Raw genomic sequence first — 14,159 nt, forward strand, 5'->3', positions numbered from 1 at the left:
ATAAATTCCACTCTATTATGAAAATACAAGGGTTGTTATGTGGGATGTTGTTCCCGCTTTTATTTGCCCAAACTACCTTGGCCGGCGAACCAGATGAAACGGCCGGTCAGCCTGCCCGGAAAGCCAGGCTGGTACTGGTAACAGACAAATTCATTTCCCCTGTTAACATGGCTGTGCCCCGCGATGGTACCGGCCGGCTGTTTTTCTGCCAGAAAGAAGGCAAGGTCTGGATCGTTAATAAAGATGGTAGTCAGCAGCCCCAGCCCTTCCTGGACGTGAGCGCCGATATGGTAAAAATAAACCCGGCCTATGATGAAAGAGGACTGCTGGGCATGGCTTTCCATCCCAATTTTAAAAAGAACCGCAAATTTTATGTCTACTATAGTGCACCCGTACTCAACCCGGTAAAAAAAGTGCTGGATCACAAAAGCCAGCTGGTGGAATTTATCGCCTCTGCCGCCAACCCCAACATGGCAGATCCGGCTTCCAAAAGGGTACTGATGGAAATAGATCAGCCTGAATCCAATCATAATGGGGGCCAGCTGGCCTTCGGTCCCGACGGATACCTGTATATAGGCCTCGGTGATGGCGGTGGTGGTGGCGACAAACACGGCACCATCGGCAATGCACAGAACATGGGCACCGTACTGGGCAAAATTCTCCGGATCGATGTAAACGCAACTCCCTATAAAGTCCCAGCAGACAACCCCTTCGTGAAAAAAGAAGGAGCAAAGCCTGAAATATGGGCCTATGGCCTGCGTAACCCATGGCGTTTTTCCTTCGACCGGAGTACAGGCAGAATCTTCGCCGGTGATGTAGGACAAAACAAATATGAGGAAGTAGATATCATCACCAAAGGAGGGAACTATGGCTGGCGTATCATGGAAGGTTATCATGATTTCAACGTGCCGGCTGATGAAGATAAGAACAAACTGGTGGCTCCCATACACGAATATGACCACGATCTGGGGATCAGTATCACCGGTGGTTACGTGTACAGGGGTAATGCGATTCCTTCTCTGAAAGGAATGTACGTATTTGGTGACTACAATGGAAAAACATTTGTGTTGGTACCTAAGGGTAATAAATGGGAACGCGCAGATCTGCAGTTATCCAACCGTCCCGCGGATAACCCATTCATTCTCAGTTGGGGAGAAGATGAACAGGGCGAACTGTATATGCTCACCAGCAGCTCCACCAAAAATGGTTTCAAAGGAGCTGTTTATAAGCTGGTAAAGGAATAGCACGCAAAGAGATACTGTAAAAGTGCAAAGTGGTAAAACACCAGGGATACACGTTTGATCCTTCCGGAGGCTTGCTATTTTGCACTTTTTTTTCCGCAGAAATTACCTTCTGCGCTGTAGCTTAACCGTTTGGCCCAATTTTTTGTTAAAAGGAAATAATTTCAAGTAGCAACGGACGATTTTATTTTATATTTGGTCAGACAACGTTTACGTTAATAGAGATATATATGAGACTGAAAGTGATAATCCCGGTTGTGCTTCTAAGCATCTCTGCCGGCGTGTTGGCTTTTAATAAGCTGGGACATTCGGAAGATCCTCCCGGCCGTTATGAGGTCATCATGAACCTGGTAGGCCAGATGCTGAAAGAAGGACATTACCAACCCAAACCCATCGACGATGCCTTCTCCAAAGAAGTTTTCAATAAATATGTGCGTAGCCTGGATGTGGAAAAGAAATTTTTCCTGAAATCCGATATAGACCGGCTGGCTCCTCTTGCCACACATATCGATGATGAATTAAAAGGAGCTCCGGTGGATTGTTTCCGCAATATCAACACCCTGATCAAACAAAGGGTGGCTGAAGCTGCCAGCATCTATCCCGAGATCCTGTCCAAACCCTTCGATTTCACAGCAGATGAAAAAGTAGTGCTGGACCCCGAGAAGGTTGACTATCCCGTTGACGAGACTGCCCGTAAGGAAGCCTGGCGTAAGGTGCTGAAATACCGCACACTCGAAAAGTTGACAGACCTGCAGGACCTCAGAGAGAAAGCCAAGGAAACAGACAGCATCAAAACCAAAACAGACGCCCAGCTGGAAAGCGATGCGCGTGTAAAGGTGAAACAGCTGTATGACCGCTACTTTGAAAGACTGAAAAACAGACAGAACGACAATGATCGTTTTAACTTATACGTGAATGCCATCACCACCACGATGGACCCGCATACAGACTACTTCCCGCCTGATGAAAAACGTGCCTTTGAAGAACAGATGGCCGGTAAATTCTTCGGCATCGGAGCTCAGCTTAAAGAAGAAGGCGACAGAATTAAAGTTGTCAGCATCGTTACAGGCAGCCCCAGCTGGAAACAAGGTCAGCTGAAAGCCAATGATGTAATCCAGAAAGTAGCTCAGGGCAACGGTGAATCGGTAGACATCACCGGTTACCCTGTGGAAGATGCAGTAAAACTGATCCGTGGTAAAAAAGGTTCTCCGGTAAAACTCACCGTGAAAAGTGTGGATGGTACCATCAAAGACATTACCATCGTAAGGGATGAAATCGTTACTGAAGAAACGTTCGCTAAATCTGCCATTATCAATGGTCAGCATAAGATTGGTTATATCTACCTGCCTGAGTTCTACGCCGACTTCAACGACCGTAACGGTGCACGCAGCGCCGAAGACGTTGCTAAGGAAGTAGCCAAACTCAAAGCAGAAAAAGTAGAAGGTATCATCCTCGATCTCCGCTTTAATGGCGGTGGCTCCCTGCAGGACGTGGTACAGATGGCCGGCCTGTTTATTCCGGAAGGTCCTATCGTTCAGGTACGTTCCAGAGGTGGTGATGCCGTAGTACTGCGCGACCGCGATAAAAATGTACAATACGACGGCCCGCTGGCCATTATGGTTAACGAATACAGTGCCTCTGCTTCCGAAATCATGGCAGCCGCCATGCAGGACTACAAACGCGCTGTTATCATCGGTAGCACACAAACCTTTGGTAAAGGTACCGTACAACGCCTCTTCAATCTGGACGATTTCTATCCGGTGAAAGACGGCGGCAGCCTCGGTGCCCTGAAACTCACCCAGCAGAAATTCTACCGCGCCAATGGCGGTTCTACCCAGCTGAAAGGAGTTGCCTCCGATGTAGTGCTTCCGGATCCATACTATGATGTAGCTGAACGTAAAGACACCGATGCACTGATATGGGACGAAATTCCCCGTGCTGCCTTCACACCATGGATCAACCCAGTGAATACAGAAGCCCTGAAAAAAAGCAGCGAGAAAAGAATGGCTAACAGCCCTGCTTTCAAACTGCTCAACGAGAACCTCAGCACACTGAAAAAACTCGAAAAACAGGAAACCTATTCACTCAATCTGCAGACCTTCAAATCTGAGCAGAAATCCAATACTGCCGCCCTTAAAAAGTATGACGCAGTAAACGATAAAGTGAAAGAACTCAGCATCGTCAACATTAAGTCTGATATGGACAAACTGGGCAACGACTCTTCTAAGATCGCCCGCAACAAAGACTGGCTCAAGGTAAGAACCAAAGATATTTACCTCGACGAAGCCGTAAATGTGATGAATGATCTGATTGTTATGTCGCTGCCTAAGATGGAACGCAAAACGAACCGCTGATAAATGCTGATGTTTTTGATGTTCCTGATAAGCGAAGATCATAGCGAGAAAATGATGTAGCTTAAAAGACAATATTATAAAAAGCGAATCGCCCATGATACAATATCATGGGCGATTCGCTTTTTATAATATAAGGTCAATCTTCGTTATAATCTCCACTCATCAGGAGCATCAAAAAACATCAGCAGTCATCAATGTTTGTTATTGTGCTCTAATGTTTCCAGCGCTTTCTTAATCACCGGATCGTTGGCATTGACGGTCTCATAGAAACCTTCCGTGCGGTACAGCTGACGGGCCAGTACAGCTTTCAGCCTTGTTTTGATTTCCTCTTCGTCATGGATGCTCAGGCGGTTGAGGCCAGGAACACTGTCTTTCTGGGCGAAGGTTTTGAATTCGCTGAACAGCTCAGGCGTGGTGTGGAAGTTTTTGGTGAAGTCTTCCGCATCCTTGTAGCGTTTGAAGGTTTCTCTGTTGCTGGTATAATACTGGTAGGCGAAGTTGCCCAGTGCATTACGTGTATAGATGGCCGTTAGTGCCGGTGAGAAACGGGAAGTATCAAACGGTACGAAGATATCAGGGGTGATACCACCGCCTCCGTATACGCGGCGGCCGGAGTTGGTTGTATATGGAACGGTATCAGTGATTTTGATACTGTCTTTATTGACCAGTTCGCCGTGATGGTAGCGTTCCAGGATATCATCATCGTAGGAAGTGCCATCGCCGTAAGGTTTCTGGATGCTTCTGCCGGAAGGGATGTAGTAGCGGGCAACGGTTAGGCGCAGCGCACCACCGTTGTCGAGGTCGTATTGTTCCTGTACCAGTCCTTTACCGAAGGTACGGCGTCCGATGATGGTACCGCGGTCCCAGTCCTGGATGGCGCCGGCGAGGATTTCACTGGCGGAAGCGGAGCCTTCATCAGTGAGGATAGCCAGTGCACCGGTTTCAAACATTCCCGGACGTTTGGTTTTATAGTCGGTGCGGGGATAGGCTTTTCCTTTTGTATAGAGTATGAGGCGGTTGTCGGGCAGCAGTTCGTCGGCGATGCGTACGGCAGCGTCCATAAATCCGCCTGGGTTCTGGCGTACATCGATGATGAGTTTTTGCATGCCTTGTTTTTCCAGCTTACGCATGGCTTTCATGAACTCATCAAAGGTGGTGGCTGCAAATTTGTTGATCTTGATATAACCTACGCCAGGAGCGGCCATATAACTTGCATCGATGCTGTACAGAGGAATAACACCTCTTTTAATAGGCACCTGTATTTTTTTCTGCTGGCGTAACAGCACAGTATTGACAACAGAGCCTGCCGGGCCGCGCAGCAGTTTGCGTACTCTTTCGGGGGTGATACCATTACCTGCAACGAGCGTATCGTTTACCCGGAGGATTTTATCACCGGTTTGTAAGCCGGCTGCTTCGGAAGGGCCTCCGCTGAGTACAGACACTACGTTAACGGTATCTGCAGTGATATTAAACTCTACGCCGATACCTTCAAAGTTGCCTTCCAGGTCTTCATTAACCGATTGCAGCTGAGAAGGGGGGATATAGATGGAGTGCGGGTCCAGATGTGCCAGCAGGCCTTCTATGGCTTCCTGTTGTACTTTATCGGCATCGAGTGTATCTACATATTTAGTTTTAATAAGATCCATTACCTCCTGCAGAGCGCCTTTGCTGGGCTTGGTAAAGAAGACCGTGGTGCCGCCGGTATTGGAACCAGGCATTTTATGGCCGAGGAACATTCCGATGGCCAGCACTACTGCAAAGAGAAGAGGTAAGAAAACATTCAGCTTCCTGTTTGACATAATTTGTTTGTTAACCCGCTAATTTATGACCAATCTTTTAACCATGTAATATAAGCCGCAGGCGGAAGGAAATCTGCTGCGCGCATGCATCATCATAGCCTAAACTCAGGGGTGGCATTTGTTTTTATGAAACCCTTTTGTTTAAATTGTGACAAAAATAGCATAAATCAGGAGCAAACGCTTACGATTCTTTAATTTCATAATTTACAGGGATGGCTGCAAGAACAAAGCTGATAGCTGACAGCGGATCTACAAAAACAGAATGGGCCCTGTTGGGAAACCATGAGCCAGGGATCTACAACACACAGGGTGTGAGCCCGTATTTTCAAACCGCTGACCAGATCCGGCAGATTCTGGAAGTGGAGCTGATACCACAGCTGCCGGCCAACACAACGATAGACGAGGTGTATTTCTATGGTACCGGCCTTTCCCAGCAGAAGAATATTCAACTGGTAACAGACAGCCTGAAAGCAGTATGGCCACAGGCGCTGATAGATGTGAACCACGACCTGATGGGCGCGGCCCGTGCATTGTGCGGCCGTGGACCTGGGATTGCCAGTATTCTGGGCACCGGTTCCAACTCCTGTTATTTCGATGGAGAAAAAATTGTTAAAAATAATCCGGGCCTGGGATATATCCTCGGTGATGAAGGCAGTGGTGCCTACCTGGGCAGAAAGGTGCTGCAGTACTATCTGTACAACACTTTCGATGAAGAACTGATGGCCCGGTTTGACCTGAAGTATAATACCAATAAAGACGAAATACTGGAAAACGTATATAGGAAACCCCTTGCCAACCGTTATCTGTCAAAATACTCGACCTTTCTTTCAGAAAACAGAGGCCATTTCCTGATTGAGAATATCCTGGAAGACGGCCTGAATGATTTCTTCTTTAATCATCTTTACAAGTACCGGGAAAGCTGGACCACCGCCCTGCACTTTACCGGTGGCATCGCCTGGCATTTTCAGGATATCCTGAAAGAGCTGTGCGAGCTCTATGAGCTGCCTATTGGCAAAATATTACGTACGCCAATGGAAGGACTCATCGTATATCATAATAGTTAAAAACATCTACAACAGATCATATATGGCATTTGAAAAAGTAACTGAACAGACTTCTCACTATCGTCATCTCGAAAAGATGAGCCTGACGGAATTGTTGACCAATATCAATAAAGAAGATCGCTCAGTTCCCTTAGCAGTGGAAAAATCTATTCCTCAGATTGAAAAACTCGTAGCAGCAATAGCAGACAAAATGCTGGCAGGAGGACGTTTGTTTTATATCGGCGCCGGTACCAGTGGCCGATTAGGTATTGTAGACGCCTCTGAATGCCCGCCTACTTTTGGTGTGCCGCAAGGTCTGGTAATAGGCCTGATTGCCGGTGGTGACAACGCTATCCGTAAAGCAGTGGAGTTTGCGGAAGATGATCGCGAACAAGGCTGGAAAGACCTGCAGGAGTTTAATATCTCCGATAAAGATGTGGTGGTAGGTATCGCTGCCAGCGGTACTACACCTTATGTTATCGGTGCGCTGGATAAATGCCGCAGCAACGGCATCATTACCGGCAGCATCAGCTGTAATCCCGGTTCACCGGTGTCTGCGTCTGCCGATTTCCCGGTAGAAGTAGTGGTAGGGCCCGAATTTGTTACCGGTAGCACCCGCATGAAAAGCGGTACCGCACAGAAGCTGGTGCTCAACATGGTCTCTACTTCCGTGATGATCCAGCTCGGCAGAGTAGAAGATAACAAAATGGTAAACATGCAGCTGAGTAATGAAAAACTGGTGGACAGAGGCGTGAAAATGCTGATGGAGAAACTGTCTATCACTGATTACGAACAGGCACATCAGCTGCTGCTGAAAGCCGGTAGCGTGAAAAAGGCTGTTGATGATTTTGCCAAAGCCTGATTAAATCTGAAATTTGTAGCGAAGACTACAACATGCATACAATCGAACCATATTATAACTGGAGGCACCTGTACGCCGCTGAAGAAGATGAACTATCACCCTTCTATGGGAGGGAGTACAGTGAATTTGAATTTACCAATACAGTTTATAACTACTACGTTCACCCGCAGTGGGATGATTTCGGCTCCCGTAACCTGTACCTGAAAATCCTTTTCGCTGACTACCAGTACAATTTTGCTATCATAGAATTATTGGGAGAATGGAATGATGCCATCGACAATGATATCATGACCCTCAAGCGGGAAGTCATCGATGTGCTGATTGCTGAAGGGATCTACAAGTTTATCCTCATCACCGAAAATGTGATGAATTTCCATTCTTCAGATGATTGTTATTACGAAGAATGGTGGGAGGATATCAAAGATGAAGGCGGCTGGATAGTCAGTCTGAATATGCCCGAACAAACCAGACAGGAGTTCGAGAAAGCCCGGCTGCATCATTATATCCATCTGCTGGATGATGATAAATGGCGAACATATCAACCCCTGCATTTGTATAATATGATAGACAACATCATGTTGAAACGGTTGGAATAATTTATATTATATTTTCAGTACGAAATGAAAGATATTATGCATAAAATGATTGATTTTCAGTTGTTTTATGCATAATTTTTTATTGTAATGTTTAAGAAAACCTGATAAATATCATTTGGTTTTTATTTTTCCTGCCCTAAATTTGCGCGACATTTCAATCATCTTTTTATACAAGGAAGCTTAGAATTTTACTTATGAAGTGGTCACAGTTATTTAATACCTCTATCGGTAAGAAGTTATTGGTAGGTGCTACCGGTTTGTTTCTTTGCAGTTTTGTTATAGTGCACCTGGCAGGTAACGTCCAGCTGCTTTATAACGATGAAGGCAAGGCTTTTAACTCTTACGCCCAGTTCATGGGGCACAACAGTCTGGTCCAGTTCATTGCCTGGGGACTGAAAATATTGATCGTGATCCACGCGTTGGTCGCGCTGAAGCTCACGTTCGCTAACAGGGCTGCCCGTCCGGTGAAATATGCCGTTAATCCCGGCAACCAGACATCTTCCTGGTTCAGCCGCCAGATGGCTATCATGGGTAGCATTCTTTTTGTCTTCATTGTGATCCACCTGGTTAACTTCTGGGGCGCGTTCCACTATACCAACATGCCTACCCATACCTATCCCGGTGTGGAAGAACCGTTGAAAGACCTGTATGCGCTGACTTATGAAACCTTCAAAAACGGCTTGCTGGTTGTATTGTACGTAATCGGTATGATAGGCCTGTCTTTCCACCTGATCCACGGTTTCAAAAGCGCTTTCCAGACCTTCGGTTTAAATCACAAAAAATACAACGGCCTGATCAGTTTTGTAGGGGTATGGATCTTCGGTATCCTCATCCCGCTTGGTTTTGCTCTGATCCCGATTGTAATCTATTTCAAATAATTCTGTAAAGTAAGGATATATGTTGAACGCAAAAATTCCTGCCGGACCATTAAACAGTAAATGGGAAGACTATAAAGGACATTGTAAGCTGGTGAACCCTGCCAATAAGCGCAGCCTCGAAGTAATCGTGATTGGTACTGGTTTGGCCGGCGCTTCAGCAGCGGCTTCATTGGGTGAGTTGGGGTATAAAGTTAAAGCATTCTGCTTTCAGGATAGTCCGCGCCGTGCGCACAGTATTGCTGCCCAAGGTGGTATCAATGCGGCCAAAAACTACCAGAACGACGGTGACTCCGTTTTCCGTTTGTTCTATGATACAGTAAAAGGTGGCGACTACCGCGCCCGCGAAGCTAACGTGCATCGCCTGGCAGAGGTAAGTGGCAATATTATAGACCAATGCGTGGCGCAAGGTGTGCCTTTCGCCCGTGAATATGGTGGCCTGTTAAGTAACCGCTCTTTCGGTGGTACACAGGTACAACGTACTTTCTACGCCGCCGGCCAGACTGGTCAGCAGCTCCTCCTCGGTGCCTACTCCGCCCTGGAACGCCAGGTAGCATTAGGCAACGTGAAAATGTACTCCCGCCACGAAATGCTCGAAATCGTGAAAATCGATGGTAAAGCACGCGGTATCATCGCCCGCGACCTCGTGACCGGTGAACTGGAACGCCACTTCGGCCATGCCGTGCTGATCTGCAGCGGCGGTTATGGTAACGTGTTCTTCCTCTCTACCAATGCGATGGGCTCTAACGTGACTGCAGCCTGGAAAGCTACCAAAAACGGTGCTTACTTCGCTAACCCTTGCTTCACACAGATCCACCCTACCTGCATCCCCGTATCCGGCGATCACCAGTCCAAACTGACCCTCATGTCAGAATCACTGCGTAACGACGGCCGTATCTGGGTGCCTAAAAAACAAAACGATACCCGCAAAGCCAGCGATATCCCTGAAGATGAAAGGGATTATTATCTGGAAAGAAGATATCCTGCATTCGGTAACCTCGTTCCCCGTGACGTGGCTTCCCGTGCAGCAAAAGAAAGATGCGATGCCGGCTATGGCGTAGGTACCTCCAAACAGGCGGTATACCTCGATTTCGCCGCTGCGATCGAACGCTATGGTAACACTGAAGTAGGTAAACGCCAGCTCTCCAACGTTTCCAAAGAAGAAATTATTAAACTCGGTAAGGAAGTAGTAGCAGAAAAATATGGTAACCTGTTCGATATGTACGCCAAAATCACCGGCGAAAACCCATACGAACAGCCAATGCGTATCTACCCTGCTGTACACTATACCATGGGTGGCCTGTGGGTAGATTACGAACTGCAAACAACTGTTCCCGGTCTGTACTCCCTCGGTGAAGCCAACTTCTCCGACCACGGAGCTAACCGCCTCGGTGCATCTGCACTGATGCAGGGCCTGGCAGATGGTTACTTCGTAATCCCTTACACACTGGGTAACTATCTCGCAGATGAAATCCGTACCAAAGCCATCCCTACCGATCACCCTGCCTTCGTAGAAGCCGAAAACAGCGTGAAAGGAACTATCAGCAAACTGATGTCTATCAAAGGCTCCAAATCTGTTGATCATTTCCACAAAAAACTCGGTAAGATCATGTGGGACAAGTGCGGTATGGCACGTAACGAACAAGGTCTGAAAGAAGCCATCGAAGAAATCAAAGCGCTCCGCACTGAATTCTGGAAAGAGGTACGCATACCAGGCGATGCAAATGAATTCAACCCTGAACTGGAAAAAGCTGGCCGTGTAGCCGACTTCCTCGAACTGGGTGAACTGATGTGTATCGACGCGCTGCAACGCCGCGAATCCTGTGGTGGTCACTTCCGCGAAGAATCTCAGACACCGGATGGTGAAGCACAACGTGATGATGAAAACTTCAGCTATGTGGCTGCATGGGAATACAAAGGCAATGGCCAGTATGAACTGCACAAGGAAGCACTGACATTTGAAGAAGTGAAACCTACTCAACGTAGCTACAAATAATGGTTATTGGTTGATTGTATAACGGTTAACCAGGATTATAAATCAAATAATTGTCCAGGGAATATGGAACATTATAACATGAACCTCACATTAAAAGTGTGGAGGCAGAAAAACAAAAACGATCAGGGTAGATTTGAAACCATCCAGGCAAAAAACATTTCTTCTGAAATGTCATTCCTGGAGATGTTCGACGTGGTAAATGAAGATCTGATCAATGAAGGCAAAGAGCCTATCGCATTCGACCACGATTGCCGTGAAGGTATCTGTGGTATGTGCTCTATGCATATTAATGGCCGTGCACACGGTCCATGGGAAGGTACCACTACCTGCCAGCTGCACATGCGCGCTTTCAAAGACGGTGAAACTGTCACTGTTGAACCCTGGAGAGCAGGCGCTTTCCCGGTACTGAAAGACCTGACAGTAGACAGATCTGCTTTCGATCGTATCATCGAAGCAGGTGGTTATGTCTCCGTTAACACCGGCAACGCTCAGGACGCCAACTGTCTCCCTGTAGATAAACACAATGCTGACCTCGCCTTCGCAGCTGCAGCCTGTATCGGTTGCGGTGCCTGCGTAGCAGCTTGTAAAAACTCTTCTGCGATGCTCTTCGTGTCTGCTAAAGTTTCTCAGCTGGCACTGTTACCACAAGGCCATCCTGAAAGAAAAACACGTGCACTCAACATGGTGGCACAGATGGACAAGGAAGGTTTTGGTAGCTGTACCAACACCGGCGCCTGCGAAGCAGAATGTCCGAAGGAAATCTCCCTGACCAACATCGCCCGCCTGAACAGAGAGTTCATCGGCGCAGGTTTTACTTCCGAAAAATAAATCAGAAGTTTTTCTTCATAAATAAACGAGGGTGTATCAACCGATACACCCTCGTTTTATTTTAGTGCCAGATAGCACGTTTAGATAGATTTTACTTCAGCATTATTACTTACAGCTTCTCTTTGATCCTGGCTGCAATATCACGCCAGTCGTAATAATGGAAAGTTTTGTCGGTGCTCATCACTACAAAAATCCCTTGCGGATATTGTGGACCCAGATTCACATTCACGATATCTGACCCGTCGCTGTTGATAGCAGAAACCGGTATCCTCGACAACAGTACAGGATTCGCAGCTTCTCTGCGATATACATTAAAACTGTTGGCATCCTGATCAGATACCAGAATATAACCTGTGCTGTCACTGGTTTTGTAAATACTGATACCTTCATTGTCTGCTTTAAAATCACCATGTCCAAACAGAGACAGCTCGCTGTCTCCTTTGGCCGGATCGGCATGGTAGCGGCGTATGCCGGTCTGCTCATCTGAATAATAAACATAACCCAGCTCATTGTCTACCGCCACACTTTCGATTTCTTTTTTACCGCTGTAGGCGCCAAATTTACGTACAACCATTCCCGTTACCTGGCCCTTACCGTTGTCGGTCAACTGGTACTGCCACAGGTAACCCTGTGCAGGACCTGATTTGCGGCTTACGATGGCAAATATAGCCTTGTCGGATGGACGGGTGTATAAGCTGATACCCATAGGACTACGCTCTTTTTCTCCGGCGAATACTTCGAGGCCGCCGTTGTCTATCGGCTCCATGTCGGGTAAACGATAAATACGGAGTTTGTTGGTTTCCCGCTCGGTGGTTACTGCAAAGTCTACAGGCTGGTTGTTGAGCAACAGCCCGTAAGCGATATCCACATTATTAGGCCTTTTAAGGCCTCCAATTTTCTTTACTATCTTACCTTCCAGGTTGTATACGTACAGGGCGCCATCGGTGTTTTTATCGGTACCAATGATCAGGCTTTTGGAACTGTCTGCCTTATTGATCCAGATGGCAGGATCATCGCTGTCGTATTGGGTGGCGGTAGTTATGGCTACCGGCTTTACGGCATCTGCTGCCGGCGCCGGAATGGTTTTGGTCTGTTTACCTTTACAGGCTGTTAATCCAGCTATCATAAGGGCAACAGGTATTATCTCCCTGTATCTCATCAAAAAAAAATTAAAATCAATATAATCGTTATCATCAATGCTGGTTGCCACTTCCGTCCAGCTGGTAAGCTCCCAGGTCTTTACCGGGTTTCATCACATCAGCAGCCGCTTCTGATCTTACGGTGGTGCGGTTTAATGGTTCAAAACCAGTGAAGCCTTTTCCTGCAGCTGGTGAAGTGCCACGGATACGGAAGTTGGAAGTGCCTTGCTGCAACAGCGCCAGTGGTTGTTGTTTCCAGGTTACCGGCGGTGTTTTGATAGTGCCGCCCAGTGTAGTGTAATCAAACTGGTCTACATCGTACGTGTAAAAAACGGGACTGTTTTGTTTTACGTCGCCGTGGATATCACTAGCACTAAAGGTAGATACACCATCGGTAGAATTGAACTGGCTGATTAGCGTAGGTGCGTTACCGTAGTAAAGGTTACTGCCATAGCTGAGGTTGGGAAGGTCGGCGCCGGTGCCGGCTCCGCCTACTACGCGCATGCTTACACGACAATTGATGAAGAGATTGTTGTAGGCTTTCCCTTTTGCAAATGCTTCGTAGTTGATACCACCACCGCGGCCTTCTTTCGTCTGGCGGAAACCGCAGTTAACCATGGTATTGTTGTAGATATATACATTGGCTTGTACAGTTTTGTCACCGGAGTTGGATACCTTGAAAGCGTTGGTAGCAGCGCCGATGGCCACATTGTAAGCTACGTCGCCGATAGTGCCGGATTTCATATTCAGGGCTTCACCACCTTTTTCACCACACAGTTCGAAGGTATTGCGCAAGATGCTGATACGGCCGCCGTCGGTGCGGATAGCATCGTCTTTGCTGCCTCTGATCCAGGAGTCTTCCAGGATAAAGTTTTTATCTACGTTGGCAAAATAAATCAGGTAGCGCGGATCGCCGGCTTTGTAGATATCATTACCGGCAGCTGCAGGACCACCGGCAAATTCAACATGCGTCCATTTCAGAATGAGATCGCCGCCTTGTTTGTCTTTGGCGGGTGTGCACTGAATACCGCCCCAGATGCCTTTAAAAGCATTATCAACGGTACGCTTGTCATCTGATACGGTGATGTAGTTGGGCGCTTCTTTGGTACCCAGGCTGATCAGGCTTCCGTTAACAGTGATCTGCGGGCTTTTCAACTGACTGCTGCCATCTCCCAGTGCAATCAGCTTTACACCACTCTGAAGGAACAGGGTATCACCATCATTGATAGTAATATCGGTAGCAAAATAATAGGTCTTGCCGGCCAGCAGCGTGCCTTGTATACTGCCGGACAAGGTGTCGGAGGTAATGGGTTTGCTGGGGGTTATTACTGGCTTTGAAACAAATACATCAGCTTCCTTGTGACAGGAACTGAACGTGATACCGGTACAGATGGCTGCGAATATATAGTGGTAAAATTTCATGATC

The 14,159-nt window shown here is 47.2% G+C and carries 11 protein-coding genes; 8 read left to right on the plus strand and 3 right to left on the minus strand.

Annotated elements, in window-relative coordinates:
• Positions 1 to 17 precede the first annotated feature (17 nt).
• Together DF182_RS19315 and DF182_RS19320 are read left to right on the plus strand one after the other, a co-directional pair.
• Positions 18 to 1,244: a PQQ-dependent sugar dehydrogenase gene (locus DF182_RS19315; protein WP_147243482.1), complete on the plus strand. Its 1,227-nt coding sequence runs from the start codon at positions 18 to 20 to the stop codon at positions 1,242 to 1,244.
• A 227-nt stretch (positions 1,245 to 1,471) separates the two neighbouring features.
• A complete protein-coding gene (locus DF182_RS19320; protein WP_113617465.1) occupies positions 1,472 to 3,595 on the plus strand; it encodes a carboxy terminal-processing peptidase in 2,124 nt (707 codons plus the stop codon).
• A 191-nt stretch (positions 3,596 to 3,786) separates the two neighbouring features.
• Here DF182_RS19320 and DF182_RS19325 read toward each other — a convergent pair whose 3' ends face one another.
• A complete protein-coding gene (locus DF182_RS19325) occupies positions 3,787 to 5,394 on the minus strand; it encodes a S41 family peptidase (protein ID WP_113617466.1) in 1,608 nt (535 codons plus the stop codon).
• 212 nt (positions 5,395 to 5,606) lie between these two features.
• On the opposite strand from DF182_RS19325, the gene DF182_RS19330 reads away from it, so the two are divergent.
• The 6 genes from DF182_RS19330 to DF182_RS19355 all read left to right on the plus strand — a co-directional run bounded on the left by DF182_RS19330 (position 5,607) and on the right by DF182_RS19355 (position 11,594).
• Positions 5,607 to 6,458: an N-acetylglucosamine kinase gene (locus tag DF182_RS19330; RefSeq protein WP_113617467.1), complete on the plus strand. Its 852-nt coding sequence runs from the start codon at positions 5,607 to 5,609 to the stop codon at positions 6,456 to 6,458.
• A 22-nt stretch (positions 6,459 to 6,480) separates the two neighbouring features.
• Positions 6,481 to 7,299, plus strand: a complete 819-nt coding sequence (gene murQ / locus DF182_RS19335; protein ID WP_113617468.1) for an N-acetylmuramic acid 6-phosphate etherase — start codon at positions 6,481 to 6,483, stop codon at positions 7,297 to 7,299.
• Positions 7,300 to 7,331: 32 nt separating this feature from the next.
• The gene (locus DF182_RS19340; protein WP_113617469.1) at positions 7,332 to 7,895 is read left to right on the plus strand and encodes a hypothetical protein; all 564 of its coding nucleotides are present in this window, start codon (positions 7,332 to 7,334) and stop codon (positions 7,893 to 7,895) included.
• A gap of 194 nt (positions 7,896 to 8,089) precedes the next feature.
• Positions 8,090 to 8,773: a succinate dehydrogenase cytochrome b subunit gene (locus tag DF182_RS19345; protein WP_113617470.1), complete on the plus strand. Its 684-nt coding sequence runs from the start codon at positions 8,090 to 8,092 to the stop codon at positions 8,771 to 8,773.
• Positions 8,774 to 8,792: 19 nt separating this feature from the next.
• Positions 8,793 to 10,766, plus strand: a complete 1,974-nt coding sequence (locus tag DF182_RS19350; protein WP_113617471.1) for a fumarate reductase/succinate dehydrogenase flavoprotein subunit — start codon at positions 8,793 to 8,795, stop codon at positions 10,764 to 10,766.
• Between the two features lie 63 nt (positions 10,767 to 10,829).
• The gene (locus tag DF182_RS19355) at positions 10,830 to 11,594 is read left to right on the plus strand and encodes a succinate dehydrogenase/fumarate reductase iron-sulfur subunit (protein WP_113617472.1); all 765 of its coding nucleotides are present in this window, start codon (positions 10,830 to 10,832) and stop codon (positions 11,592 to 11,594) included.
• 109 nt (positions 11,595 to 11,703) lie between these two features.
• Here the strand turns inward: DF182_RS19355 and DF182_RS19360 are convergent, their stop codons facing one another.
• The gene (locus tag DF182_RS19360) at positions 11,704 to 12,720 is read right to left on the minus strand and encodes a phytase (RefSeq protein ID WP_245957492.1); all 1,017 of its coding nucleotides are present in this window, start codon (positions 12,718 to 12,720) and stop codon (positions 11,704 to 11,706) included.
• A 67-nt stretch (positions 12,721 to 12,787) separates the two neighbouring features.
• Entirely contained in the window at positions 12,788 to 14,155 is a 1,368-nt protein-coding gene (locus DF182_RS19365; RefSeq protein WP_113617473.1) for a hypothetical protein, read from the minus strand.
• Positions 14,156 to 14,159: the final 4 nt, after the last annotated feature.

Source organism: Chitinophaga flava, from assembly GCF_003308995.1.
Classification (GTDB): domain Bacteria; phylum Bacteroidota; class Bacteroidia; order Chitinophagales; family Chitinophagaceae; genus Chitinophaga; species Chitinophaga flava.